The organism is Pseudomonas promysalinigenes, from assembly GCF_014269025.2.
Classification (GTDB): domain Bacteria; phylum Pseudomonadota; class Gammaproteobacteria; order Pseudomonadales; family Pseudomonadaceae; genus Aquipseudomonas; species Aquipseudomonas promysalinigenes.
Genome location: NZ_CP077094.1, coordinates 1262199 through 1287052, shown reverse-complemented (window position 1 = coordinate 1287052; position 24854 = coordinate 1262199). Strand labels below are relative to the sequence as shown.

Annotated in this window: 23 protein-coding genes, 4 tRNA genes and 1 pseudogene; 12 read left to right on the top strand and 16 right to left on the bottom strand. The window is 60.9% G+C overall.

Annotation, left to right across the window (positions count from 1 at the left end; genetic code table 11):
* Positions 1–50: 50 nt before the first annotated feature.
* Complete coding sequence (locus HU725_RS05990) at positions 51–1013, bottom strand: NAD(P)H-quinone oxidoreductase (protein ID WP_186476536.1); 963 nt, start codon at positions 1011–1013, stop codon at positions 51–53.
* A gap of 144 nt (positions 1014–1157) precedes the next feature.
* On the opposite strand from HU725_RS05990, the gene HU725_RS05985 reads away from it, so the two are divergent.
* A complete protein-coding gene (locus tag HU725_RS05985) occupies positions 1158–3239 on the top strand; it encodes a carboxy terminal-processing peptidase (protein ID WP_186476535.1) in 2082 nt (693 codons plus the stop codon).
* Between the two features lie 114 nt (positions 3240–3353).
* A complete protein-coding gene (locus tag HU725_RS05980; RefSeq protein WP_186476534.1) occupies positions 3354–4331 on the top strand; it encodes an EAL domain-containing protein in 978 nt (325 codons plus the stop codon).
* Here HU725_RS05980 and HU725_RS05975 read toward each other — a convergent pair.
* The 6 genes from HU725_RS05975 to HU725_RS05950 all read right to left on the bottom strand — a co-directional run bounded on the left by HU725_RS05975 (position 4313) and on the right by HU725_RS05950 (position 8682).
* Complete coding sequence (locus HU725_RS05975) at positions 4313–4681, bottom strand: hypothetical protein (protein ID WP_060478798.1); 369 nt, start codon at positions 4679–4681, stop codon at positions 4313–4315. The genes HU725_RS05980 and HU725_RS05975 overlap by 19 nt on opposite strands.
* A complete protein-coding gene (locus tag HU725_RS05970; RefSeq protein ID WP_060478797.1) occupies positions 4678–5016 on the bottom strand; it encodes a helix-turn-helix domain-containing protein in 339 nt (112 codons plus the stop codon). The genes HU725_RS05975 and HU725_RS05970 overlap by 4 nt, the downstream gene beginning before the upstream one ends.
* 100 nt (positions 5017–5116) lie before the next feature.
* On the bottom strand, positions 5117–5557 hold the full coding sequence (locus tag HU725_RS05965) for a YkvA family protein (RefSeq protein ID WP_060478796.1): 441 nt from the start codon (positions 5555–5557) through the stop codon (positions 5117–5119).
* Between the two features lie 277 nt (positions 5558–5834).
* On the bottom strand, positions 5835–6593 hold the full coding sequence (gene bamJ, locus HU725_RS05960) for a BamJ family beta-barrel-assembly machinery protein (RefSeq protein ID WP_060478795.1): 759 nt from the start codon (positions 6591–6593) through the stop codon (positions 5835–5837).
* Between the two features lie 216 nt (positions 6594–6809).
* Positions 6810–7742 carry a pca operon transcription factor PcaQ gene (gene pcaQ, locus HU725_RS05955; protein ID WP_186476533.1) on the bottom strand — a complete coding sequence of 311 codons (933 nt, stop codon included), beginning with the start codon at positions 7740–7742 and terminating at the stop codon, positions 6810–6812.
* A 10-nt stretch (positions 7743–7752) separates the two neighbouring features.
* A complete protein-coding gene (locus HU725_RS05950) occupies positions 7753–8682 on the bottom strand; it encodes a helix-turn-helix transcriptional regulator (protein WP_060478793.1) in 930 nt (309 codons plus the stop codon).
* A gap of 291 nt (positions 8683–8973) precedes the next feature.
* Between HU725_RS05950 and HU725_RS05945 the strand changes: the two genes are divergently transcribed.
* The 4 genes from HU725_RS05945 (at position 8974) to HU725_RS05930 (ending at position 12868) form a co-directional block, all read left to right on the top strand.
* Positions 8974–10314, top strand: a complete 1341-nt coding sequence (locus HU725_RS05945) for an MFS transporter (RefSeq protein ID WP_186476532.1) — start codon at positions 8974–8976, stop codon at positions 10312–10314.
* Between the two features lie 92 nt (positions 10315–10406).
* A complete protein-coding gene (locus tag HU725_RS05940; RefSeq protein WP_186476531.1) occupies positions 10407–11117 on the top strand; it encodes a fumarylacetoacetate hydrolase family protein in 711 nt (236 codons plus the stop codon).
* Between the two features lie 16 nt (positions 11118–11133).
* Positions 11134–11892, top strand: a complete 759-nt coding sequence (locus HU725_RS05935; protein ID WP_186476530.1) for an SDR family oxidoreductase — start codon at positions 11134–11136, stop codon at positions 11890–11892.
* Positions 11893–11917: 25 nt separating this feature from the next.
* Complete coding sequence (locus HU725_RS05930) at positions 11918–12868, top strand: 2-hydroxyacid dehydrogenase (protein WP_186476529.1); 951 nt, start codon at positions 11918–11920, stop codon at positions 12866–12868.
* A 29-nt stretch (positions 12869–12897) separates the two neighbouring features.
* Here the strand turns inward: HU725_RS05930 and HU725_RS05925 are convergent, their stop codons facing one another.
* On the bottom strand, positions 12898–13074 hold the full coding sequence (locus tag HU725_RS05925; RefSeq protein ID WP_186476528.1) for a hypothetical protein: 177 nt from the start codon (positions 13072–13074) through the stop codon (positions 12898–12900).
* Between the two features lie 53 nt (positions 13075–13127).
* Here HU725_RS05925 and map point away from each other — a divergent pair, with 53 nt between their 5' ends.
* Positions 13128–13904, top strand: a complete 777-nt coding sequence (gene map, locus HU725_RS05920) for a type I methionyl aminopeptidase (protein WP_186476527.1) — start codon at positions 13128–13130, stop codon at positions 13902–13904.
* Between the two features lie 78 nt (positions 13905–13982).
* Here map and HU725_RS05915 read toward each other — a convergent pair.
* The 4 genes from HU725_RS05915 to HU725_RS05900 form a co-directional block, all read right to left on the bottom strand.
* Positions 13983–14059, bottom strand: a tRNA-Asp gene (locus tag HU725_RS05915).
* A gap of 18 nt (positions 14060–14077) precedes the next feature.
* Positions 14078–14153, bottom strand: a tRNA-Val gene (locus tag HU725_RS05910).
* Between the two features lie 169 nt (positions 14154–14322).
* Positions 14323–14399, bottom strand: a tRNA-Asp gene (locus HU725_RS05905).
* A 13-nt stretch (positions 14400–14412) separates the two neighbouring features.
* Positions 14413–14488: transfer RNA gene (locus HU725_RS05900), tRNA-Val, on the bottom strand.
* 217 nt (positions 14489–14705) lie between these two features.
* Between HU725_RS05900 and rdgC the strand changes: the two genes are divergently transcribed.
* From rdgC to sugE, 3 genes are all read left to right on the top strand, one after another.
* Entirely contained in the window at positions 14706–15626 is a 921-nt protein-coding gene (gene rdgC / locus HU725_RS05895) for a recombination-associated protein RdgC (RefSeq protein ID WP_060478788.1), read from the top strand.
* Positions 15627–15777: 151 nt separating this feature from the next.
* Entirely contained in the window at positions 15778–16743 is a 966-nt protein-coding gene (locus tag HU725_RS05890) for a bile acid:sodium symporter family protein (protein WP_186476526.1), read from the top strand.
* 95 nt (positions 16744–16838) lie between these two features.
* Positions 16839–17156 (top strand): quaternary ammonium compound efflux SMR transporter SugE, encoded by a 318-nt coding sequence (gene sugE, locus HU725_RS05885; RefSeq protein WP_060478786.1) that lies wholly within the window; start codon positions 16839–16841, stop codon positions 17154–17156.
* 10 nt (positions 17157–17166) lie between these two features.
* Here the strand turns inward: sugE and HU725_RS05880 are convergent, their stop codons facing one another.
* The gene (locus HU725_RS05880; RefSeq protein ID WP_186476525.1) at positions 17167–19044 is read right to left on the bottom strand and encodes an MFS transporter; all 1878 of its coding nucleotides are present in this window, start codon (positions 19042–19044) and stop codon (positions 17167–17169) included.
* A 259-nt stretch (positions 19045–19303) separates the two neighbouring features.
* Between HU725_RS05880 and HU725_RS23090 the strand changes: the two are divergent.
* Together HU725_RS23090 and HU725_RS23085 are read left to right on the top strand one after the other, a co-directional pair.
* A pseudogene (locus tag HU725_RS23090) lies at positions 19304–20359 on the top strand (methyl-accepting chemotaxis protein); the annotation flags it as partial.
* Positions 20360–21223, top strand: a complete 864-nt coding sequence (locus HU725_RS23085; protein ID WP_371326776.1) for a methyl-accepting chemotaxis protein — start codon at positions 20360–20362, stop codon at positions 21221–21223. It abuts the pseudogene before it with no gap.
* Positions 21224–21667: 444 nt separating this feature from the next.
* On the opposite strand, the gene HU725_RS05870 is transcribed toward HU725_RS23085, so the two are convergent.
* The 3 genes from HU725_RS05870 to HU725_RS05860 form a co-directional block, all read right to left on the bottom strand.
* Positions 21668–22969, bottom strand: a complete 1302-nt coding sequence (locus HU725_RS05870) for an SLC13 family permease (protein ID WP_186476523.1) — start codon at positions 22967–22969, stop codon at positions 21668–21670.
* A gap of 31 nt (positions 22970–23000) precedes the next feature.
* Positions 23001–23834, bottom strand: a complete 834-nt coding sequence (locus HU725_RS05865) for an amidohydrolase family protein (protein ID WP_186476522.1) — start codon at positions 23832–23834, stop codon at positions 23001–23003.
* 174 nt (positions 23835–24008) lie between these two features.
* Positions 24009–24740 carry a GntR family transcriptional regulator gene (locus HU725_RS05860; protein ID WP_186476521.1) on the bottom strand — a complete coding sequence of 244 codons (732 nt, stop codon included), beginning with the start codon at positions 24738–24740 and terminating at the stop codon, positions 24009–24011.
* Positions 24741–24854: the final 114 nt, after the last annotated feature.

Below are 24854 nucleotides of genomic sequence, written 5' to 3'. Positions count from 1 at the left end.
GGCCTGGGATTTGAGTGACGGCGGGTTCACCCCGAAAGCATCAAGCCCGCTTAAGAAAGGCTTGGGTCAATGACCATTACCAGCTTGCCGGAGACCTGATTGCTTTCGAGCTCCGCATACGCCGCCTGGGCAAACTCAACCGGGTAGGTGTCGACCAGTTGCGGCGACAGGCGCCCTTCGCTGAACAGCGGCCATACCTGCTGTTGCAGTTCGCGCAGCAACTCGGCCTTGAAGCCATCGTCGCGGTTGCGCAAGGTAGAGCCGGTGATTTCCAGGCGCTTGCCCAGCACCTGAGCCAGGTCCAGTTCGAACGTGCGCCCGCCCATCAGGCCGATGATCACCCAGCGGCCATCCCGGGCCAACAGCTTCAGGTTCAGTTCGCCGTAGCTCGCACCGACCGGGTCGAGAATCACGTCGAACGGGCCGATGTCCTCGAGCGCGTCGAGGTTTTCGTTACGCACCACGCCACCGGCGGCGCCCAGCGCCTCGCAGTAGTTCAGGCGATCCTTGGAGCCGACGCTGACCCACACCGGGCTACCAAAAGCCTTGCACAGCTGGATCGCTGCAGAGCCCACACCACTGGCACCGGCATGCACCAGCACTTTCTCCCCTGCCTTCACCTTGCCCAGCTGGAAAATGTTCAACCACGCCGTGGCATACACCTCCGGCAGCGCCGCCGCTTCGTGCAGGCTCAGGCCTTCGGGCACCGGCAGCACATGGCGGGCATCGACCACCACCTCTTCGGCCATGGCACCGCTGGCCAGCAGTGCGCAGACGCGGTCGCCCACCCGCCAGTCGGAGCCGGCACCCACCTCCTCGATCACCCCGGCGCACTCCAAGCCCATGTAAGGGCTGGCGCCTGGCGGTGGCGGATAAAGACCCTTCATTTGCAGCAGGTCGGCCCGGTTCAGACCGGCAGCAGCCACGCGAATGCGTACTTGGCCCGCGTCACAGGCTGGGCGCTGCGCTTCGACCCAGTCCACATGTCCTTCAACGCCTTGCAATGCCTTCACAGTGCCTCCATAGTTGAATCACAGACTGAGCCTGAGGAGCCCGCTCCTCAGGCTTTTTTGCAGTATTTGACCGGTTCCCATGGAACCGGCGAACGGAAAAGACGGCCTACTATGCGTGATCAATTGCCTCCACGTCGAATCAGCATGAAGCATTTCCTTCCAAGCACCGCCCTGGCCATGATGATCGGCCTGGGTAGCCTCACGCTCGGCGGCAATGCGGCGGCCGCCAATAAATGGGACAGCCTGCAGCCGGATCGTGACGAAATCGTCGCCAGCTTGAACGTGGTGGAGTTGCTAAAACGCCACCACTACAGCAAACCACCGCTCGATGACGCCCGTTCGGTGATCATCTACGACAGCTACATCAAGCTGCTCGACCCGGCTCGCAGCTACTTCACCGCAGCCGACATTGCCGAATTCGACAAGTGGAAGACGCAATTCGACGATTTCCTCAAAAGCGGCAATCTCGAGCCCGGTTTCACCATCTACAAGCGCTACCTCGACCGGGTCAAGCAACGCCTGGACTTCGCCCTGGCCGAGCTGGCCAAAGGCGTCGACAAGATGGACTTCACCACCCACGAAACCTTGCTGATCGACCGCAAGGATGCACCGTGGGAGAAAGACCAGGCCGCGCTCGACGAGCTGTGGCGCAAACGCGTAAAGGATGAGGTACTGCGCCAGAAAATCGCCGGCAAAGAGCCCAAGCAGATTCAGGAGACCCTCACCAAGCGCTACAAGAACCAGCTCGCACGTCTGGACCAGACACGCGCCGAGGATATCTTCCAGGCCTATATCAATACTTTCGCGCAGTCCTACGACCCGCACACCAATTACCTGTCGCCAGACAATGCCGAGAACTTCGACATCAACATGAGCTTGTCGCTCGAAGGCATCGGCGCAGTGCTGCAAAGCGACAACGACCAGGTCAAGATCGTACGCCTGGTGCCTGCCGGCCCGGCCGCCAAGACCAAGCAGGTAGCGCCAGCCGACAAGATCATCGGTGTGGCCCAAGGCAACAAGGAAATGGTCGACGTGGTCGGCTGGCGCCTGGACGAAGTGGTCAAGCTGATCCGTGGCCCTAAAGGCTCGGTGGTACGCCTGGAGGTCATCCCGGCCAGCAATGCGCCAAGCGACCAGACCAGCAAGATCGTCTCGATCACCCGTGAGGCGGTCAAGCTTGAAGAACAGGCGGCGAAGAAGTCGGTGCTCAAACTCAAGCAGGACGGGCGCGATTACAAGCTGGGCATCATCGAAATCCCGGCCTTCTACCTGGACTTCAAGGCTTACCGCGCCGGCGACCCTGAATACAAGAGCACCACGCGCGACGTGAAGAAACTGCTCACCGAACTGCAGAAGGAAAAGGTCGACGGGGTTGTCATCGATCTGCGCAACAATGGCGGCGGTTCTTTGCAGGAGGCCACCGAACTGACCAGCCTGTTCATCGAGAAAGGCCCGACCGTGCTGGTACGCAACAGCGATGGGCGTGTCGATGTACTGGAAGACGAAAACCCAGGCGCCTTCTACAAAGGCCCGCTGGCGCTGCTGGTCAACCGCTTGTCTGCCTCGGCTTCGGAAATCTTCGCCGGCGCCATGCAGGACTATCACCGTGCGCTGATCATCGGTGGCCAGACCTTCGGCAAAGGCACGGTCCAGACCATTCAGCCGCTCAATCATGGCGAGCTGAAACTGACCCTGGCCAAGTTCTACCGGGTTTCCGGGCAGAGCACCCAGCACCAGGGCGTGCTGCCGGACATCGATTACCCGTCGATCATCGACACCAAGGAAATCGGCGAAAGCGCTCTGCCAGAAGCCATGCCATGGGACACCATCCGCCCGGTGGTCAAGCCGACGTCCGACCCGTTCAAGCCGTTTTTGGCTGACCTGAAGGCCAAGCATGATGCACGCAGCGCCAAGGATGCCGAGTTCACTTACATCCGCGACCGCCTGGCGCTGACCCAGAAGCTGATGGACGAGAAGACCGTAAGCCTCAACGAGCAGGAACGCCGTGCCCGTCACGATGAAGTCGAAGCCAAGCAATTGGCCATGGAAAACATCCGCCGCAAGGCCAAAGGCGAAGAACCACTCAAGGAACTGAAGAAAGTCGACGAAGATGCTCTGCCGGAAGAAGACGACAAAACCAAGCCGGAGGATGACGCCTACCTGGCTGAGACCGGCCGCATTCTGATCGACTACCTCAGCGAGAGCACGAAGATGGCGAAAAAGTGACTCGAACGATGATGGCAGATTAGTACGACCTGTCATCAAACAGTCATGCCACTGTCGTGAAATAGAGGGGCCGGGTATGCAAATGCCCGGCCCTTTCATTTTCAGGATATCGTCATGACCATCGCCGAACAGCTCAGTGCCTTGAGCGCCATTCTGGCTCAGCGCAGCATCCACAGCTTGTTCCAGCCGATCGTTTGCCTGCGTGAGCGGCGCGTCCATGGCCATGAAGCCTTGAGCCGCGGCCCTTCCAACAGCCCACTGCATTCCCCCCTAACCCTGTTCGCGACCGCCCGCCAGGCCGGGCGCTTGACTGAGCTGGAAGCCGTCTGCCGAGAAAGCGCCTGTCGCGGGTTCAGCGCACAACACCTTGAGGGCAAGCTGTTTCTCAACATCTCGCCTGAATCGCTGCTGGAGCCTCACTACCCTTCCGGGCGCACCCTTAAGCTGCTCGAGCAGATGGGTATTGCGCCAAGCCGGGTGGTGATCGAATTGACCGAGCAGACTCCGACCGACGATATCCGGCTACTGTCCAATGCGTTGCACCACTACCGCGACATGGGTTTTTCCATCGCCCTGGACGACCTCGGCGCGGGCTATTCCAGCCTGCGCCTGTGGTCCGAGCTGCGTCCGGAGTATGTGAAGATCGACCGCCACTTCATCGACGGCATCCACCACGACCCACTCAAGCGCGAGTTCGTCGGCTCCATTTTGCAGATAGCTCGGGCAGCGAACACACAGGTAATAGCTGAGGGTATCCAATTACCAGAAGAACTCGCGGTGTTGACCGACATGGGGATCAACCTGGTACAGGGGCATTTGCTGGGGCGGCCGCAAGCACTGGGTGTGCGGGCAGATCAGCGGCTCTTGGCGCAGGTGCTGCCCGCCGCGCTGATGCAACAGCCGACAGTCCGGCTCAATGCTACGCTTGGCCAGATCATGGAGTTGTTTGGTCGCCATGAAGAGCTGACCACTCTGCAGATACAGGCGCCTGACGGCACGCACTGTGGCGTGATTCATCGAGATGCATTGTCAGTGCTGGCCTTGGAGTGCCCACCGCCCATGGCCGGGAATGCTCAGGCATGCGCAGGGTAGCTGTACTCGAATACCCTGACTACCTCCGAAGCATGCCAGGACGCCGCTTCCATCCCATCGACCGGCCCCGAGAAACGCCCCAGGCGCTCGACACATTCGAAAAAACCGGTGCGCGGCAAACGGCTGGCACCTTGGCTGATCACCAGCGAGCTGCGCAGCGGCTGCTCGGCTCTGGCATCGATCACCGCCAGGTATTCCAGTGCGGCAGTCAGCGTCTGCATCGCCGGGCTGGGCAGTTGCAGGCGCTCGATCAATGCGCGATAGGTGAGCAAGTGACGTTGACGGCGGGCCATATCAAGCTCGTCCAGCAGGTTTTGCCAGTGCTCTCGGCTGATCCTGACCTGGCTCATGAGGGCTCGCTCCAGCCGGCCACCCCCAAGTGCCAGGCCAAAGCGCGCCGGATCGCAGCGTCCGGTTGGCGCTCGCCCGATTCGATCATGGCAAGGTAAGCCGGGCTGACCCCGACATTGCGCGCTAGCTGCTCAGGTGCAATCCCCTTCGCCTGACGCAGCTGCGCCACTTCACTGAATGCTGGCAGGTTGGCTGGCTGGGAACTTTGCGGCGGCGATTCGTCGGTTACCTGCGCAGGTGCCTGCCCAGCCGCCTCGAGCAGTGCCTGATACTGCTCCCAGGGAACGACCGCGTACTCGGGCTGACCGTCCCGGCTGATGACCTGAATACCCATGACAACCCCCTTTGTTAGGACTACCGCATGCAATCCGTAGGCATAATGCTTATGCCAATTATATTAGCAAGCGTGGCAGTCTGTGAGGGCTTGCACGTATTCAGTGCGTTTTGCGCTCCAAGCGCAGCGCTTCGGGAGTATCTGGAAGGCGCTCGACCACCCGCAGGCGCTCGGGTGCCTGGCTGTCACGCCAGGCCTTGAAACGCGCCAATTCATCCGCCACGGTCTTGAGCACCCAGCCAAGCACGGCAATGTCATCAAGAAAGCCTACGCCAAGAATCCAGTCAGGGATGGCGTCGATTGGGCTAACGAAGTACAGCAAGCCTGCGACGATGGTTACCAACGCCTTGGGGCTGATAGCGCGGTACTCACCACGCCACCAGGCCAGGCACAACGACTGCAACAGCTTGACGTCGCCGCGCAACTGGCCGATGCGCGGGCCTTTGCGTGCCACGGCGAACAACAAGGCTGGCAGCCGACCGCGGCTGAGCAAGCGCTCGGCCAAAGGCAGAAAACGGGCGAAATTCCAAGGTGCGCTCATAAGGCCTCCAGCACGGGGAGGTTATCCACATTTATTGTGGATAACCTTGTGAACAGGGTGAAGTTTGTGACGGCGCGCGCCCACAAGGCAAGGGCCGCGGTCAGATCGGGCGTTTTTTACACAGTCGTTTCAGACTCGCAAACGATTTGCGTCAGAAGCTTCCGGCTTCTTCACACTGCACTTGCTCGGACAATGCTCACCTCGTGAGGTTCGCAGAATCCTGACTCACAAACGACAACGCCCCGTCAGGACGGGGCGTTGTGCAGGTGAGCGCGGCTTATTGCTTGGCGGGGGCTTCAGCTGGAGCTTCGGCCTCTGGCGCTTCGCCACCCTGCAACTGGGCTGGGTCTTTGATGGCGATCAGTTCCAGATCGAATACCAGCACCGAGTTGGCCGGGATCAGCGGGCTCGGGCTCTGCGCACCGTATGCCAGCTCAGCCGGAATGAACAGCTTGTACTTCTCGCCAACGTGCATGAGCTGCAGGCCTTCGACCCAGCCTGGGATGACGCCGCTGACAGGCAGGTCGATCGGGCTGCCGCGCTCGACGGAGCTGTCGAACACCTTGCCGTCGATCAGCTTGCCTTCGTAGTGAACGGTGACCACGTCGGTGGGCTTGGGCTGAGGGCCGTCGGCCTTTTTCACGACTTCGTACTGCAGGCCCGAAGCGGTCGTGACCACACCTGGCTTCTTGGCGTTTTCTTCGAGGAATTTCTTGCCGGCGCTGGCAGCTTCTTCGCTAGCCTTGGCCAAGCGTTCTTCGGCGCGCTTCTGCAGCGCGGTGAAGGCCTCTACCAGCTCTTCGTCCTTGATACGTTGCTCTTTCTTGCTGACAGCGTCATCGATGCCCAGAGCGACCGCTTTGGAATCAAGATCTTCCATGCCTTCCTGAGCCAGGCTCTTGCCCATGTTCAGGCCGATACCGTAGGAAGCTTTCTGTGCCGGGGTCTTGAGCTCCGGGGTGCTGGCTTGTTTATCACAGCCAGCCAGTACCAGGCCTACCAGGGCAACCGCAGCCGCCAGACGATGCTGTTTCATGCTATTTCCTTGTTCATGCGCCATAAGGGCAATCAGGGTAAAGCCGCGAGCTTAGCAGCGGCCATCACCAATGGCTACCGGCATAGGAGCGGGTTTTCGTAAGGAAGTTCAGTACTTAAAGCCTTATTCATCAAAGCCAATGAGCCATTGGCCAGTATTGATGCTTCAGGAGGCTTTTGCCGGATTTTTGTGGCTGTTTGTTTCTTCAACCAACCGTCACGGATATTGGCCTTGGCGATACTGTTCAGCCAGCTCTCGCAGTACCTCGCAAACCCATTGCCCAGGCAGACTCAATGGCAATGCAGCATTGCGGCAGATCCCCACCGAACCACCCGGCTCACGCACGCCCAGGTCGAGCTCGGCCAACTCACCCCGGCGCAGATCCAGCAGTACCGCATCCCGCGGGGCAACCCACAGTGCATCGCTCCCCAGCAGATAACGCCGGCTCAGCGCCAGCGACAAGGTTTCCAGGCGCTGAGTGGGCATTTGAATACCACACTGCACGAACAGGCTGTCGGCGTGCTTACGGATGGTGGTACCTGGGGGTGGCAGCACCAGTGCGAACTGACCAACGCGCTGGCGCTCCACGGGCGTACTTGCCAGCAATGGATGGCCAGGACGCACCACCAGAGCCATGGACTCGCTGTACAGGTGCTCGAATGACAGCCCTTGAATCTGCGGGCTTTCGGTCATGCGCCCGACCACCAGTTCCAGCTCACCGACGTGCAGTTGGCTGAGCAACTGCGCGCTGACCCCGGTCACTACGCTGATCACCAACGCTTGGTGACGTTGATGCAAACGGCACAGCACCTCTGGCATCAACAGCCCCTCGACGGTCGACAGCACGCCGATGCGCACCTGCGAAGGCGCCAGCGCCTCACCGCGCAGGCTGCTGACACCATCGCGCAGCGCCTGCACGCTGGGGCCGGCGTAACGCATGAAGCGGGTACCGGCCAAGGTCAGTTCGACCCCCTGACGGCTGCGCTCGAACAAGCGCGCCTGGAGCAGATCTTCGAGTTCCTTGAGCGTCTTGGATATCGCGGGTTGGCTGATGGCCAGAATATCGGCTGCCCTGGCCAGGCTGCCTTGTCGAGCAATCTCCAGAAAACACAAGAGGTGGCGATACTTGATGCGGCTGTCGAGGTTCATGCCAGCAAGCTTAACGCATCGCAGCCTGTGGCGTATCCGGGTCACGTTGCTGGCGGCGAAACTGCCCAGGCGGTAGCCCGTGGATCTGGCGAAAGCGCCGGGAGAAGTAGGCTTCGTCGGCGAAGCCACACAGCCGCGCTACCTCGCCCACAGGGCGGCTGCCATTGAGCAGGAAGTTGCGCGCGGTGTGCATGCGCCGCTCCAGCACCAGTTCGCTGAAGCTTTTGCCGATTTCCTTGCGCAGCCAATGGGTCAGGTAGGTTGGCGACAGGTAGGTGGCCGCAGCAACTTTCTGCAGGTTGAGGTCCGGGTCATCGATATGTCGGCGCAGATACTCGCTCATACGGCCTAGAGCGGCGCGACGGCTCAGTTGTGCCGCATTACTGTCGGCCAGTTCTCGCAACGGCTCGGCGTACAGGCTGCAGACCTGGCCGATCAACTGCAGCAGCAGGCCCTTGAGGACTTCGCGGCTACCGAAACGGCGGTTGGCATCGAGCTCGCGCATGCGCTCAAGCATCTGCCGCACTTCGCTGAAGTTGCTGTCATCCAGGCAAAAGTCCAGATGCTCCTGAAAGCGAAACGGTGAAAGCTCCGGCGCCTGCAGGATCGATACTTCTTCAAGGTCCATCGGGTCGCAGGCCAGGTGCGGCAGCAAGAACGTCTGGGAAAAGTTGATCACCACGAAATCGCTGTCGGCCGGGTGCGGAATCACATGCACCCGATGGGGCAGGATGAAGGCCAGGGTGTTGCGCTTGAACGGGCGCTGCACGCTGCCGATGTGCTGCACGGTGTCAGCGCCGAAGTTGATCTGGATCTGAAAGTACTCGTGACGATGCGGCGCAGTTTCGGCAGGCCGGCCGCGCTGGTCGCGGATGTAGAAATCCATCAACTCACTGCGCTGCTGCATGAAGTAGGTCGGAACCTCGCGCTTGGGGGGCATGGGTCATCTCCGGTTAGCAGAGCGATAGTTGTACGATGTCTAAGCTTTGCCATTAAACATCTTCTGCAAAAACCTGTGCAACAGCAAAATCACAGGGCCCTTGTAATACGGGGCTTCTAGCGAAAATCGCAGGCCAAACCCTCACTAGGTTTTTTTTGGACGCCGCAGCCTCACCTCGCTGGATGTGGAAAAAACGGTCTAAAACCCGCATTGCATTCACTTCGTTGTACGATCACCCTGAATAAGGGACTGCAGCCCACCTCTACCAACAACAACAAACGAGGTCGACTCATGTCGAGCACGCCTACCCCCCGCGCCGCGTCTTCGTACACGCTGGACGCGGCCCCTGCCCAGCGCCTGCCTACCCGCCGCCGCTGGTTCATGCTGTCGCTGCTGCTGGTGGCGACCATCATCAACTACGTCGACCGGGTGAACATCTCCATCGCAGCGCCGTTCATGGCCAAGGACCTGGGCCTGGACAAGGTCGAGATGGGCTTGATCTTTTCGGCTTTCGCCTGGACCTACGCCCTGGCCCTGGTGCCGGCCGGCTTCATTGCCGACCGATTCGGCTCGCGCCTGACCTATGGGGTATCACTGATCAGCTGGTCGGCAGTCACCGTGGCCCAGGGGCTGGCCAGTGGCTTTGCCTCGCTGTTCGGCCTGCGCCTGGCGGTCGGTGCCATGGAGGCCCCGGCCTTCCCGGCCAACAGCCGTGCGGTAACGGTGTGGTTTCCCGCCCGCGAACGCGGCATGGCCAGCAGCATCTACGTGTGTGGCCAGTACCTGGGCACCGCCCTGTTCACCGGCGCGCTGCTCTGGCTGGCCACCACTTATGACTGGCGCCATGTGTTCTACAGCACAGGCCTGGTCGGCATTGTGTTTGGCCTTGTGTGGTTGTGGCTGTACCGCGATCCGCTGAACTGCAAGAAGGTCAGCAAGGAAGAGCTCGCCTATATCGAAGGTGGCGGCGGGTTGGTGAAAAGCAGCCAGGAGCGAACCCGCTTCGACTGGCGCCAGGTCGCCGAGCTGTTTCGCTATCGCCAGGTCTGGGCCATTTGCCTTGGCAAGTTCGCCAGCACATCGGCGCTGTACTTTTTCCTCACTTGGTTCCCCACTTACCTGATCGAGGAGCGCCATCTGACCCTGATCAAGGTGGGCATCTTCGCGGTCATGCCGTTCATTGGCGCAACCGCCGGCATTCTGCTGGCAGGCATCGTGTCGGACCTGCTGATCCGCAAGGGCTATTCGTTGTCGTTCGCTCGCAAGTTGCCGCTGGTGATCGGCTCGATGCTGGGTATGTCGATCGTGCTAGTGAACTTCACCGACTCCAACGTGCTGTGTATTGCCATCCTTACCCTCGCGTTCTTCGCTCAGGGTATCGCCTCGTCATCCTGGGCAGCGGTATCAGAAGTGGCGCCCAAGCAGTTGATCGGCCTGACCGGTGGGATCACCAGCCTGGCAGCCAACATTGGCGGGATCGTCACGCCGATCATGATTGGCATGATCGTGCATGCCAGTGGCTCGTTCGCCATGGCGTTCTGGTTCATTGGTGGGGTGGCACTGATGGGCACCCTGTCTTATTCGCTGCTGCTTGGAAAGCTCTACCGCATCGAGCTCAAGTCGGCGGCATGAGCCCCGATTAGTCCAAGCCGCCCCCGCTTTCGTCCAACTTTGCCGGCCAGCCTCTGCCTTACGCTGGCCACTCCATTACGGAGGACTCACCCATGACCTACCTGTTCGACCCGCCGGCCATCGTCAGCCTGCCGATCCGCGGCAGCGCTGCGCACTTCCCGGTCGGCCGGGTGTTCTGCCTGGGGCGCAATTACCCTTGGCCGGACGCCTACGGCCCAGCCCCCTTGGAGCCGGTGTTCTTCATGAAACCGGCAAGCAACGTGGTCCTGGCTCAGGGCGAGCTGCCGTTCCCGCCGCAGACCGAAGAGTTCTGCCACGAGATCGAGCTGGTCGCTGCTATCGCCACAGGGGGTGTCGATATTGACCCGGAGCATGCCCTGCGTCACGTGTTCGGGTTTGCAGTCGGGCTGGACCTGACACGCCGCGACCACCAGCGTAAAGCCAAAGCCCAGGGCCTGCCTTGGGAAAGCGCGAAAGTGTTCGAAGCCTCGGCACCGATGAGCGCCATCGTGCCAGCCAGCGAATGCGCCTGGCCGCTGGATGCCGACCTGTGGTTACAGGTCAACGGGCAGCCGCGCCAACGTGCCCACCTGAGCCAACAGACCTGGGCCCTGGCCGAGGTCATCAGCCGCTTGTCCCGGCAGCTACCCCTGCGCCCAGGCGACCTGATCATGACCGGCAGCCCGCCGGGAGTAGCGACACTCAACCCCGGCGACACCTTGCACGCCGGTATCGACGGCATTGGCGAACTTAAGCTGCGCGTCGGCCCCCGCCCGGCCCGGCAAACGGTCAACGCAGCCTGACACGATGGAAGCCAACATGACACAACACAAGAAAATCGCGCTGGTCACTGGCGCCGGCAGCGGTATCGGCCGCGCGGTCGCCCTCGCCTTGCTACAGGACGGCTTCAGCCTGGTCCTGGCCGGACGCCGCGCAGAACCGTTGCAGGCACTGGCGGAACAAGCGCGGGCAGCGGGGGGCGAAGCCTTGGCGGTGCCCACCGATGTCCGCGATGAACATAGCGTGGCCGAGCTGTTCGCGACCATCGAGCAGGTGCATGGCCGCCTCGATGTCATCTTCAACAATGCGGGCGTCAATGCCCCGGCCGTGCCGATAGACGAACTGGCACTTGAGAACTGGCGCAACGTTATCGCCACCAACGTCGATGGTGTCTTTCTGTGCGCCCGTGCAGCCTTTGGCCTGATGCGCCGGCAGCAGCCACAAGGTGGGCGGATCATCAACAACGGCTCGATTTCGGCGCACACCCCAAGGCCGTTCACCGCCCCCTACACCGCCAGCAAACATGCAGTGCTGGGCTTGACCAAGGCCCTAGCGCTGGATGGCCGGGCCTACAGCATCGCCTGCAGCCAAGTGGACATCGGCAACGCCCTGACCGAGCTGTCCGAACGCATGACCCGTGGCGTACGCCAGGCCAACGGCCAGATCGCCGCCGAGCCAATGCTCGACGTACGCCATGTGGCAGACGCTGTGCGCTATATCGCTGCGCTGCCGCTGGAGGCCAACGTACTGAACATGACGGTGATGGCCAGCAATATGCCATTTGTTGGCCGCGGCTGAACCCCTTTCCCTGATGGAGTGACCGATGAAACCTGAAGTCCTGCAACTGAGCCCGATCCTCATCCCGCACATTCGCGAGCGCCTGGAGCAGCTATTCACCTTGCGCCGTTACTACGAACAGGCCGACAAGGACGCCTTCGTCAGCCAGCATGCCGAGCAGATCCGCGGTGTGATCACCGGTGGGCATACCGGTATCAGCCAGGCCCTGATGGCGCGGCTGCCTAACCTGGAGGTGGTCGCGATCAATGGTGTTGGCACCGATGCCGTTGACCTGGCCTACGCCCGCGACCGCGGTATCCAGGTCACTGCCACCATCGGCGCCCTCACCGAAGATGTCGCCGACCTTGCCATTGGCCTGCTGATCAGCCTGTGCCGTGGTATCTGCACGGGCGACCGCTTCGTCCGCGCAGGCCACTGGGCTACCAGTACCACGCCCTTGGCACCGCTGCCGCTGGCCCGCCAGGTATCGGGCATGCGTGTTGGCATCGTAGGCATGGGGCGGGTCGGGCGCGCGGTGGCTCAACGTGCGGCAGCGTTTGGTTGCCCGATTCGCTACACCGACCTACAGGCACAGCAAGTACCTTATGAATTCGAGGCTGATCTGCAACGGCTTGCGCAAGACAGCGATGCGTTGATCCTGGCGGCGGCGGCCGACAAGGGTGAAGCCCTGATCGATCGCCAAGTGCTCCAAGCGCTGGGTTCGCAGGGCTATCTGATCAACATCGCGCGCGGCAAGCTGGTGGACGAGCCGGCGTTGATCGCCGCGCTGGAGGCTGGCCAGATCGCGGGCGCGGCATTGGATGTGTTCGATGACGAACCACGGGCGCCAGAAGCCTTGTTCGGGCGCGAAGATGTGGTGCTGCAGCCCCATCGCGCCAGCGCAACCCTACAGACTCGCACACGCATGGGCGAAATGGTCGTGTCCAGCTTGGAAGAGGTATTCGCCGGGCGCAAACCTCAAGGGTTGGTCGTCTAGCCAATGTAGCGGCTACCCGCGCAGGCGGGTTAATCGTCGAGCAACCCCGGTAGCGCACTCCAGCCATCGGTGTGGCGAGCGATGAAGGCTTCTTCGCGGTTAAACCCACCCACCGGTAATGCGCAGCCTGCAAACCGGTAGCGAGCCCGAGGCAGCGGGTTCACACGCGAAGAGGCCAGCACAGCCAGCACGCCAGGTGCTGGCAAGCGGGTTGTCCATGGCGCTATGCTGGACTGCACCCCAATACGAGCCTCTGCCTGTGTCTAAGGTAATCCTCAAGACCCCCGCACAACTGGCGCTGATGCGTAACGCAGGGCATCTACTGGCCCAGGTGTTCGTCGAACTCGACCGTTTCGTGCGCCCCGGGGTGACGACCCTGCAGATCAATGACCATGCCGAGGCGTTCATCGTCGACACCCTCAAAGCCCGCCCGGCCAGCAAGGGCCAATATGGCTTCCCCTACTCGCTCAACACTTCGGTGGACCACGTGGTCTGCCACGGCATTCCCAAAGCCCATGAGGTGCTCGAAGAGGGCTCGATCGTCAACGTGGATATCACCCTGGAGCAGGGTGGCTACATTGCCGATTCGTCGAAGATGTACGCCATCGGGGCGATCAGCGATGACGCCAGGCGTTTGGTCGATACCACCTACGAGGCCCTGTGGAAAGGCATCGAGCAAGTACGCCCAGGGGCGACGCTGGGTGATATCGGCCATGCCATTGAAGTGCACGCGCAAACCGCAGGCTACAGCGTGGTGCGCGAATACTGCGGCCATGGCATCGGCCAGCAGATGCACGAAGCTCCTGAAATCCTGCACTTCGGCCAACGCGGCATGGGTATGAAGTTGCAACCGGGGATGGTATTCACCATAGAGCCGATGATCAACCAAGGCGGGCGCGGTACGCGAACGCTCAAGGATGGCTGGACAGTGATCACCCGCGACCACAGCCTTTCGGCGCAGTGGGAGCATACCGTGGCGGTTACCGCAGAGGGCGTGGAGGTATTGACATTGCGCCCCGAAGAGCGTCGCGGCTGAACGCCAGAAACAAAAAAACGACCCTAAGGTCGTTTGTTTGTGGCTTCCGGGTGTTCAGTGGGCCCTGGAAGCGGAATATGGCGCAGCGGACGGGACTCGAACCCGCGACCCCCGGCGTGACAGGCCGGTATTCTAACCGACTGAACTACCGCTGCGCTAATCATCGAAACGAGTGGTGGGTGATGACGGGATCGAACCGCCGACCCTCTGCTTGTAAGGCAGATGCTCTCCCGGCTGAGCTAATCACCCATTCGTCTCGGTGAGGCGCGCATTCTACGGACGAAGCAGACGGCTGACAAGCCATTTATGAGATTTTTCGCAAAAAATATCACTGCCAAATCGCAGGCACAAAAAAAGCGACCCTAGGGTCGCTTTCTTCGTTACTTCCGGGTGTTCAGTGGGCCCTGGAAGTGGAATATGGCGCAGCGGACGGGACTCGAACCCGCGACCCCCGGCGTGACAGGCCGGTATTCTAACCGACTGAACTACCGCTGCGCTATACATCGAGTGGTGGGTGATGACGGGATCGAACCGCCGACCCTCTGCTTGTAAGGCAGATGCTCTCCCGGCTGAGCTAATCACCCTTCGTCTCGGTGTGGCGCGCATTCTACGGACGGGCCGCTACCCTGGCAAGCACTTTCTTGATCTTTTTATAAAAAAAATCTCAAATCTTTCAAAGACCTAGCGCAGCCGAGGGTTTTGCATACCCATGACTTTCTAATGGCCCTCTGACAGGGCTGGCCTCAGAGCACCGCTCGGAGAATAATGCCCGCCTTATGCATTAAGGAGAGATTGCCCCTCATGTGGTTCAAGAACCTGCTGTCCTACCGCCTGACCCAGGAAGTACCGTTCGAGGCACAAGCGCTGGAAGACGCGCTGGCCAGCAAGCCGGCCCGCCCCTGCGCCAGCCAGGAGCTGACCACCTATGGCTTCATCGCGCCGTTCGGCAAAGGTGAAGACGCTCCCCTGGTGCACGTCAGCGGCGAGTTTCTGCTGATTGCCGCGCGCAAGGAAGAACGTATTCTGCCAAGCAGCGTGGTCAACGATGCGGTGAAAGAGAAGGTCGAGGAAATCGAGACCGAGCAGATGCGCAAGGTCTACAAGAAAGAACGCGACCAGATCAAGGACGAGATCATCCAGGCATTCCTGCCACGCGCGTTCATCCGCCGCTCGATGATCTTCGCCGCCATCGCCCCGCGCCTTGGGATGATTCTGGTCAACTCGGCCAGCGCCAAGCGTGCCGAAGACTTGCTGTCGACGCTGCGCGAAGTGATGGGTTCGTTGCCGGTACGTCCGGCCACCGTGAAAATCGCACCCACCGCGACCATGACCGACTGGGTCAAATCGCAACAGGCCGCCGAAGGCTTCTATGTCCTGGATGAATGCGAACTGCGTGATACCGCCGAAGACGGCGGCATCGTACGTTGCAAGCGCCAGGACCTGACCGGCGAGGAAATCCAGCTGCACCTGAGCACCGGCAAGATGGTCACCCAACTGGCGCTGGCCTGGCAGGACAAGCTGTCGTTCGTGCTTGACGACAAGATGGTGATCAAGCGCCTGAAGTTCGAGGAGCTGCTGCAGGAGCAGGCCGAACAGGACGGTGGTGATGAGGCCGCCCAGCAGTTCGATGCCAGCTTCCAGCTGATGATGATGACCTTCGCCGAGTTCCTGCCAGCCTTGTTCGAAGTGCTGGGTGGTGAAGAGATCCCTCAAGGGGTCTGATGTGAGTTGAAGTAGCACCGCTGGCCTCTATCTGAACGGTAGCCAGCAGTGGCCCATAGGCGGTTAAACCCGCTGTCACCCAGTGGCAGCGGGTTTAACCGCAAGTGGCCAATGAAATACTCAAAGCTATAAATAGAAAAGGAATTGCCCCATGCGCGCACTCGCCGCCCTCAGCCGCTTCGTCGGCAATACCTTCGCCCTGTGGGTGCTGGTGTTCGCCGTGCTGGCCTTCCTTGAGCCCCAGTGGTTCATCGCGCTCAAGGTCGCCATCGTGCCACTGCTGGGGCTGGTGATGTTCGGCATGGGCCTGACCCTCAAGCTCGACGACTTTGCCGCCCTCGCCCGCCAGCCCTGGCGCGTGGCGCTCGGCGTGGTGGCACACTTTCTGATCATGCCGGGCGTGGCTTGGTTGTTGTGCCAGCTGTTCCACCTGCCTGCAGAAATTGCCGTTGGCGTGATCCTGGTCGGCTGCTGCCCCAGTGGTACGGCGTCGAACGTGATGGTATGGCTGTCCAGGGGCGACCTGGCGCTGGCAGTTGCGATCGCCGCGGTGACTACCCTGCTCGCTCCCCTGCTGACCCCGGCACTGATCTGGTTGTTGGCATCGGCGTGGCTGCCGGTGTCTTTCATGGATATGTTCTGGTCGATCCTGCAACTGGTGATGCTGCCGATCGTGCTCGGGGTAATGGCCCAGCGCCTGCTGGGCCCGCGGGTGCAGGTAGCGGTGCAGGTGCTGCCGCTGGTTTCGGTGGTGAGCATCGTGATGATCGTTTGTGCCGTGGTTGCCGCCAGCCAAGCCAAGATCGCCGAATCGGGGCTGCTGATCATGGCCGTGGTGGTGCTGCACAACAGCTTCGGGTTTGTGCTGGGCTACCTTACCGGCCGGCTCTGCAAGCTGCCGCTAGCCCAGCGCAAATCCTTGGCGCTGGAAGTGGGCATGCAGAATTCAGGGCTTGGGGCGGCGTTGGCGGCAGCGCATTTCTCGCCGCTGGCAGCGGTTCCGAGCGCGCTGTTCAGCGTATGGCACAACATCTCAGGGGCCTTGCTTTCAACCTGGTTCCGCAAGCTGGAGGAGCCATCGGCTGCCACGCAAGAGGTTGGACCGGCTCGCCATTGATGTGTACCCTGAGGGCAACGGTGAGGACGACCTCACGACGCACCGCGTGACCCTCCCGGGGACGGCCCCATCCTTTGCAACGATGGAGACGCATCATGTCCTGGATCATCCTGTTCTTCGCCGGCCTGTTCGAGGTCGGTTGGGCCGTCGGCTTGAAGTACACCGACGGCTTCAGCAAACCCCTTCCTACCGTGCTCACCGTCGCTGCCATGGCGGTCAGCCTGGGCCTGCTGGGCCTGGCCATGAAAGAGCTGCCGTTAGGCACCGCCTACGCCATCTGGACTGGCGTCGGTGCCGTCGGCACAGTGATTGCCGGGATCATCCTGTTCGGCGAGTCGATGGCACTGGTCAGGCTGGTCAGCGTGGCGCTGATCGTAACCGGCCTGATCGGCCTGAAAGTCAGCGCCAGCTGATACCCCTGCCTTAGCGCAGCCCCCCGCGCAGTCGGCTGACCTGCTCTCGCAAGGCTTCCGGCTGCGCAGCCTGCACCGCAATGGGTGCGCCTGCCACGATGGTCACCCGTGACCACAGGCGCTTGAAAAAGCCTTTGCTCGGGTCACGACTGAAGAAGCTCCCCCATAACCCCTGCAACGCCAACGGGATCACCGGCACCGGAGTCTGTTCGAGGATGCGGCTGACCCCGCCCTTGAACACATCGATCTCGCCGTCACCGGTCAGTTTGCCTTCCGGAAAAATACACACCAATTCACCGTCGGCCAGGTATTGAGCGATGCGTGCGAAGGCGCGCTCGTACGTGGCGAGGTCTTCGTTGCGCCCCGCAATGGGAATGGCGCCAGCGGTACGGAACACGAAGTTGAGCACCGGCAAGTTGTAGATCTTGTAGTACATGACGAAGCGAATCGGCCGGCGAATCGCCCCACCGAGCAGCAGCGCATCGACGAACGATACGTGATTGCATACCAGCAAAGCTGCGCCTTCATCTGGAATGCGCTCAAGGCCCCGGTGTTGTACGCGGTACATCGAGTGGCTAAGCAGCCAGATCAAAAAACGCATGGTGAACTCAGGCACGATCCTGAAGATGTAGGCGTTGACCAGCACATTCAGTAACGACACGACCAAGAACAATTGAGGGATAGTCAGCTTGGCCACACTCAGCAGAACGATGGTCAGTACTGCTGAAACCACCATGAACAGAGCATTGAGGATGTTATTCGCAGCAATCACCCTCGCCCGCTCATGCTCGGCAGTGCGTGCCTGGATCAAGGCATACAACGGCACGATGTAGAAGCCGCCGAAGACCCCTAGGCCGACGATGGACAGCAAGATCCACCAGGCCTGATGCATGCCCAGCAGCGCCAACCAATCGTGAGGCGTGGCAGCGGCCGGAACGTCCCCGGAGTGCCACCACCAAAGCAGCCCGAACAGGGTCAGGCCAAACGAGCCGAAGGGCACCAGACCGATTTCCACCTTGCGTCCACTGAGCCGCTCGCACAGCAAAGACCCCACAGCAATCCCCACCGAGAATAAGGTCAATACCAGGGTGACCACGGTTTCGTCACCGTAAAGCCATTCTTTGGAATAGGTTGGAATCTGGGTGAGGTAGATAGCGCCGACGAACCAGAACCACGAGTTACCGACGATCGAACGGGACACCGCCGGGGTCTGCCCCAGCCCCATGCGCAGGATCACCCACGATTGCTTGAAGATGTTCCAGTCCAGTGCCATCTGTGGCGAAGCAGCCGCGGCCCTGGGGATCCAACGGCTGGCCAGGTAGCCCAGTACCGCGGTGCCGACCACGCCACCGGCCACCACCATGGCGTAGCTGTCAGTGGACATCATCACGCCCGCGCCGATCGTACCGACCAGGATGGCGAGGAAGGTGCCCATCTCCACCAGCCCATTACCGCCGACCAGCTCGTCCTCGCGCAGCGCCTGCGGCAGGATGGAGTATTTGACCGGGCCGAACAGCGCCGAATGGGTGCCCATGCCGAACAAGGCCAGCAACATCAGTGGCAGGTGGTTGCTAACAAAGCCGAGGGCGCCGACCGCCATGATGCCGACTTCGGCCAGTTTGATCGCGCGGATCAGTGCGTCCTTGGCAAATTTTTCGCCGAACTGCCCGCCAAGAGCCGAAAACAGAAAGAACGGCAGAATGAACAGCAGTGCACAGAGGTTGACCCAGATCGAACGGTCGCCGTCGCCCAGGCTGAGCTTGAACAGGATCGCCAGGATCAGTGATTGCTTGAACAGGTTGTCGTTGAAGGCACCCAGCAGCTGGGTGACGAAGAACGGCAAGAAGCGCCGCTTGCCGAGCAAGGTGAATTGCGAGGGGTGACTCATCGTCCTTGTTCCTGAGTGTCTTTTGTCATTGGAGGTACGCACAGCGCCACAAGCCACAAATCTGCACGGGAAAGATCCGCCCTGACAAGCGCTGAGGGCATCCCCTCACGGCATCGATCCTCAGGGTGCCAACAACTTCCGAACCCAAACGGTTCAGATTTGGTTACACATGCCGATAATTCATACAGATGACTATATCTGAAATAAGGAATGGACCTCAGGTCTCCTCCATCGCGCAGGAAAAGGAGCTCGGCAGTATATGTTTACTTGGTTCGGCAACCTCAGAATCGCCCACAAACTCTTGCTCGGTTTCGGTCTGGTACTGGGCCTGACCCTGGTGCAGTCGCTCATCAGTTGGGATGGCATGGGCAGCCTGGTAAGGCGCAGTGAAGTGATCAGCGACGTGTCGCGGCTCAACGATGCGCTGGGCGACCTGCGCGAAGCGCGTCTGCGTCACGCCATGACCAATGGCGCCCCGGAGCAAAGCGAACAGCTGCAAGCCGCACTGCAAGCGTTGAAACCGACCTTGGCAAAATTGCGCCAGGTGATGCAGAGGGCGAAGAACCAGGCTCTGCTCAGCTCTGCCGAACAGAGCTTGCAGAGCTATGCCGATAACCAGGCTGCCAGCATGGGTGCGTATGAGAAAATGCACGCCGCGCAAAAGCAGATGGGCACGCTGGCAAGCCAGTCCTTTGCCAGCATCGAGCAGATTCGCAATCAGCTGCGGGCCATGGCCGACCCTGAACAGCGCCTGGTGCGTAGCGAGGCCATCAACCAAGTCCGCGAGAACCTGATACTGTTGCGTTACCAGGTGCGCGGCTACACGGGCAATACCAACGCTCAGACCGAGAAATCGATGAACGCGCAGATCGCCACCACGGTGAACGAACTGCCTGGGCTCATCGCCCGCTTCAACGGGGCTTTCTCACAGCAATTCCAGCAACTGCAACAGCAGGTAACCGCTTACGCCAGTGCCGTCGAGGTATTCCGTGGCGAGGCTAGCAAGCTGGTCGGCTACCAGGCTGCCATGGGTAAGGATATCGACACCCTCACCGCCGTGATCGGCCAATTGCTCGATGACCAGGCCGAACTGGTTGCCAGCGACAGCCGCTTTGCCCGCATTCTGCAAACCGCCACAACGTTGCTCGCCTTGCTGATCGGTGCCCTGGCCGCAGTCATCATCGCCCGGCAGATCAGCCAGCCGCTGCGCCAAGCTCTGGCCGCCATGGAACAGGTCGCCGCCGGAAACCTCAGCGAACAGCCGTCCAGCCGCCGCCGCGACGAGGTGGGCCAGTTGCAGAATGCCTTGCAGGGCATGACGTGCAACCTGCGTGAGTTGATCGCCCAGGTACGCGACGGCATTTCGCAGATAGCCAGCGCTACCGAGGAGCTGTCGGCGATCACCGAACAAACCAGCGCTGGGGCCAATAACCAGAAAGTGGAAACCGACCAAGTGGCCACAGCCATGCAAGAAATGGCCGCCACCGTGCACGAAGTCGCACGCAATGCTGGTGAGGCCTCGGTGGCCGCCAGCGCCACCGATGAAGAAGCCCGTGAAGGTGACAGCGTGGTCAACCGCGCAGTCGCACAGATCAGCCGCTTGGCAAGCCAGGTGGATGCCACAGGTCAAGCGATGGGGGCGCTACGAAGCGAGAGCCAGCGTATCGGTAAGGTGATGGACGTGATCAAGGCTGTGGCCGAACAGACCAACCTGCTGGCGTTGAATGCGGCCATCGAGGCGGCGCGGGCGGGTGAGGCTGGCCGTGGGTTTGCCGTGGTGGCCGATGAAGTGCGCAGCCTGGCCCAGCGCACCCAGGCATCGACGTTGGAAATCGAGTCGGCCATTGGCAGCCTGGAAGAGGGTACGCGCTCGGTCAGTGAACTGATGGAACAGAGCCAGAGCCTGACCGAAAGCAGTGTGGCCTTGGTGCGTGAGGCAGGCGTGGCGCTGGAGGGGATCACCCGTCGGGTGTCGGCCATCGAGTCGATGAACCAGCAGATTGCCGCAGCCTCCGAGCAACAAAGCGCTGTAGCCGAAGAGATCAGCCGCAGTGTGGTCACCGTGCGGGATATCTCAGAACAGACAGCCCAGGCCAGCCTGCAGACCTCGGCATCGAGCGTCGAACTGGCCCGCCTGGGCGGGCACTTGCAGCAGATGATTAGCCGGTTTCGCCTGTAACTGAGCGCAACGAAAAACGCAGCCAGGCTGTAATGCTGTTCACTTGAGCCTTGAGGCTCGGCGTGAGTTTTTCGGTGAGGCGCAGATCGAGCGCCGCCCGCGCGGCGCATCGCGAGCTTTGCTCGCTCCTACGTTTGTTTCGGGCCAGTAACGCCTGTGGCAGGTGCGCGCGGACGCCTGGTTCATACGACGCTATCTCGCGCCATGCGCCAAGGCGTTCGCGCGCAAATCCCGCAGGCATAATTGGCCCGAAACAAACGTAGGAGCGAGCGGAGCTCGCGATGCGCCGCGCGGGCGGCGCTCGATCTCACAGGCGCTAAAAAGCTCAAATTGAACCCCAAAAAACCCGACACCAGTATCGGATTTTTCGACCCCAAGCCTGGACTCAAATGCGTAAGTGAACAGCATTACAGCCAGGCTGCGGTTTTTTTCGAGTACCCGTATTCAGAGCACGAAGGTCAGCAGCACATTGAACGCCAGTGCGGCCACGAAACCAATCGGCGCAGCCTTCAACAGCAGCTGCGGGAACAGAGAAGCACGGTGCTGCTCATTAGTGCACGAACCCAGGATCAAGCTGCCACCTGACGAGAACGGCGATATCGAGGTGGCTTGCGCGCCAGCGACGATGGCGATGAACAGGATCATCGGCTCGATGCCCAGGTTGTTGGCAATCGGCAACACCATCGGGAATAGCGCCGGGGTCACGACACCCAGAGTACTGGAGAAGATCGACATGAACGCCGCCACCGCACCGAACACCACCGGCACCATGATTGGTGGGATACTGCCCCCGATCCACGAAGCAAGGATGCCGATGGTGCCTGCCTTGATGGCTACCGAAATCAGCATGCCCACACCACAGATCATGATCAGCGTGCCCCAGGGGACTGTCGCCATGGCCTTGCGCTCGTCGCCCAGCTTCAGCAACAGCGCGATCACCGAGAACAGGCTGGCAATCAAACCGATGTCCATCTTCGCGTTGATAAATGCCACCGTGGCATTGCCCGGCAAAGCGATAGCCGCCACCGGTGCGACCAACACGATAAGCATCATCGCCAAGGTCAACCACAAAGTAGTCTTCTGCTGGCTGTTCAGCGGCGCCGGTGCCACGGCGGTGAAGGCCGAAGCTTTCAGGGCCCGCCCCTGCCCGGCAACGAAGACAAACACGGCAATGACCAGCAATGGGATGATCAAGGTGCTGAGGAAAATCCCGGTTGCGTTGATGAACGCTTGGTTGTCACTCACGCCGGCATTGGTCATCAAGCCACGGAAGATGATACCGCTCTGGCTGGACATGAAATTGGCCCCGCTCAGCGCCCCGTAGTTCACCGCCATGCCACCGACGATCAGGCTCATGCCCGTGCGCTCGCACAGCAGCAAGGTGATCGGCGCCATGAAGGCCAGCACGGTGTAGTAGCCCGCGCCCATGGCGGCGATCACGGTGGCTGCGAAGAACACGGCGAAGGGCAGCAAATGGGGCATGCTGCGGCAGCGGTAGATCATGTGTTCGGCGAGCTTCTCCAGCGTGCCGTTGACCGAGGCGAAGCTGTAGAACAGGCAGACCGAGAAAATCACGAAGAAGATCTTCAGCGGCCACATGCCGATGACTTCAGATGGGCTCAGGCCCATGCCGAAACAGCCAATCAAGTACGCAAAGGCGATGGCGAACAGACCGATGTTGATCTTGGTCTTGTAGCCAAGGGCGACGGCGGCGACGATGGCCGCGACGACGAGCATGCTCATCATGGTGAGGTGTCCTGTTGTTGTTATCGGATTATCAGCGGGAACGGTCGAAGCCGAACAGCTTCGCCGGGTTGTCGCGCAGCACCTGGGCACGCTCCGCGGCATCGGGCAGCAGCGCTTGGAAGAAAGCGAACTGTTGGCCATAGTCGGTGTGCTGTTCGAACTGGGTATGCGGCCAATCGCTACCCCAAAGCAGACGCTGTATACCTCCGGCAGCCTCGCGTATCTGCGCCAGCAGCCCTTTGGCCTTGGCCAGGTCCGACTGGCTGCGGTAACCGGCAGACACCTTGAGCCACACCTTGGGCTCGGCAAGCAGGTGCAGGAAGATCCGGTGGCTGTCCAGGCTCGGGTCTATGCCTTCGTTGGGCAGGCCGAAATGATCGACCACCACGTCCACACCGCAGGCAAGAATCGCTGGCACGATCAGCGCCAAATCGTCGAAGCCGCGCTGAATTTCCACCTGCCAACCGCGCTTGGCCAGGCGCTTGAACAGCGAAGTCCACTCGGGGCCTGCGTAGTCGGCAAGCCGCTTGCCGATCAGGTTCAGACGAATGCCGACCACACCGGCGTCGGCCAGCGCGTCCAGTGCCGGGTCGCTGATGGCGGCATCTACCACGGCCACCGCGCGCAGGCGTTGGGGATAACGGCGCAGGGCCTGAAGCATGTAACTGTTGTCGGTCCCCAGGAAGCTGGGCTGGATCAACACACCGTGAGACAGCCCATGATGGTCCAAGTGCGCAAGATACTGCTCCACCAAGGCGTCGTAGGCCGGGCTGTAGCGACGGTTGGGCACCATCGGCAGGTCTTGGCGAAAGATGTGGGCATGGGTATCGATGCCGGTGAGGGCGGGCAGGAGGGGGCTGGTCATGAAGATCACCCTGGTCGATTTGTTATGGCAACGTGGGCACGCCGCGGTTTTTATATAAACATACAGTCATATATATGAATGAATGACCATATATTCAGCCACCCGGATCTGTCAATCCGGGTGCCGACGCATGGCGGGGAAAGCGCAGCGGTGTTTCGGAGGGTGGGAACGCGGTCAGCGAATGTCGACGCGGTAGCGGAAGTGCTGGGCGTGACCTACGGATCGGCGCCACTCCAGAGGCTGGCCTGCATAATTGCAAGCCAGCCGTTCGATCACCACCACCGGGCTGCCATTGGCCAGTTGCAGCAGCCGAGCATTGGCAGCATCGACCGCTTCGGCGGTGAGCACTTCCTGGGCGGATGCAACCACCTGCCCGCAGAGTTCTTCATAAATGGGGTAAAGCAAAGGACCTTTATGATTCAGGTCGACTTCCAGCAGCGGCTGAAACGGCTGACGCGGCAACCAGATTTGCTCGGCCAGCACAGGTTGAGCACCGAGCGAACGGGTACGCAGTATACGAATGGCAGCGCCACCTTCGGGCAAGTCCAAGGCCTGTGCGACCTGCTCGGGGGCTGATACGGGCTCGACGCTGAGGATCTGGCTGTCAGGCATCAGCCGCTCGCCGCTCGCCGCTTCAAAACGGAAAAAGCGAAACAGCGAGGACTGGAACTGTGGGCGGCGAATGAACGTTCCACGGCCTTGCTGGCGCTCCAACACGCCCTCGGCGACCAGCGCATCGACCGCCTTGCGCACCGTACCGACAGACATTTCGAACTCACTGGCCAGCGCAGCTTCGGTAGCGATGGCCTCGCCTGGGCGCCAACGGTTGTTGGCGATCTGGGCAAGCAAGTGATCGCGCAACAGTTGATAGCGAGGCAGTCGAACGTCACCGGACAGTTGGGGCATGTTATGCAGACATCTATATGTGAAATTGTCCGAAAGGATTCCTGCTGAGCGCAGTGCTGTCAATCCTTCGCCATTTTGTCCGGATAGCCACCTACAACTACCGCCGGCCCGGCA

Coding starts and splice junctions, on each gene's coding strand:
- HU725_RS05975 (WP_060478798.1), bottom strand. CDS start 4,681: ATGAGCCAGGTCAGGATCAGCCGAGAGCACTGGCAAAACCTGCTGGAC.
- HU725_RS05965 (WP_060478796.1), bottom strand. CDS start 5,557: ATGAGCGCACCTTGGAATTTCGCCCGTTTTCTGCCTTTGGCCGAGCGC.
- sugE (WP_060478786.1), top strand. CDS start 16,839: ATGTCCTGGATCATCCTGTTCTTCGCCGGCCTGTTCGAGGTCGGTTGG.
- HU725_RS05880 (WP_186476525.1), bottom strand. CDS start 19,044: ATGAGTCACCCCTCGCAATTCACCTTGCTCGGCAAGCGGCGCTTCTTG.
- HU725_RS05945 (WP_186476532.1), top strand. CDS start 8,974: ATGTCGAGCACGCCTACCCCCCGCGCCGCGTCTTCGTACACGCTGGAC.
- HU725_RS05985 (WP_186476535.1), top strand. CDS start 1,158: ATGAAGCATTTCCTTCCAAGCACCGCCCTGGCCATGATGATCGGCCTG.
- HU725_RS05970 (WP_060478797.1), bottom strand. CDS start 5,016: ATGGGTATTCAGGTCATCAGCCGGGACGGTCAGCCCGAGTACGCGGTC.
- HU725_RS05930 (WP_186476529.1), top strand. CDS start 11,918: ATGAAACCTGAAGTCCTGCAACTGAGCCCGATCCTCATCCCGCACATT.
- HU725_RS05870 (WP_186476523.1), bottom strand. CDS start 22,969: ATGATGAGCATGCTCGTCGTCGCGGCCATCGTCGCCGCCGTCGCCCTT.
- pcaQ (WP_186476533.1), bottom strand. CDS start 7,742: ATGAACCTCGACAGCCGCATCAAGTATCGCCACCTCTTGTGTTTTCTG.
- HU725_RS05935 (WP_186476530.1), top strand. CDS start 11,134: ATGACACAACACAAGAAAATCGCGCTGGTCACTGGCGCCGGCAGCGGT.
- HU725_RS05890 (WP_186476526.1), top strand. CDS start 15,778: ATGCGCGCACTCGCCGCCCTCAGCCGCTTCGTCGGCAATACCTTCGCC.
- HU725_RS05950 (WP_060478793.1), bottom strand. CDS start 8,682: ATGCCCCCCAAGCGCGAGGTTCCGACCTACTTCATGCAGCAGCGCAGT.
- HU725_RS05940 (WP_186476531.1), top strand. CDS start 10,407: ATGACCTACCTGTTCGACCCGCCGGCCATCGTCAGCCTGCCGATCCGC.
- HU725_RS23085 (WP_371326776.1), top strand. CDS start 20,360: ATGACGTGCAACCTGCGTGAGTTGATCGCCCAGGTACGCGACGGCATT.
- HU725_RS05860 (WP_186476521.1), bottom strand. CDS start 24,740: ATGCCCCAACTGTCCGGTGACGTTCGACTGCCTCGCTATCAACTGTTG.
- rdgC (WP_060478788.1), top strand. CDS start 14,706: ATGTGGTTCAAGAACCTGCTGTCCTACCGCCTGACCCAGGAAGTACCG.
- HU725_RS05980 (WP_186476534.1), top strand. CDS start 3,354: ATGACCATCGCCGAACAGCTCAGTGCCTTGAGCGCCATTCTGGCTCAG.
- HU725_RS05865 (WP_186476522.1), bottom strand. CDS start 23,834: ATGACCAGCCCCCTCCTGCCCGCCCTCACCGGCATCGATACCCATGCC.
- bamJ (WP_060478795.1), bottom strand. CDS start 6,593: ATGAAACAGCATCGTCTGGCGGCTGCGGTTGCCCTGGTAGGCCTGGTA.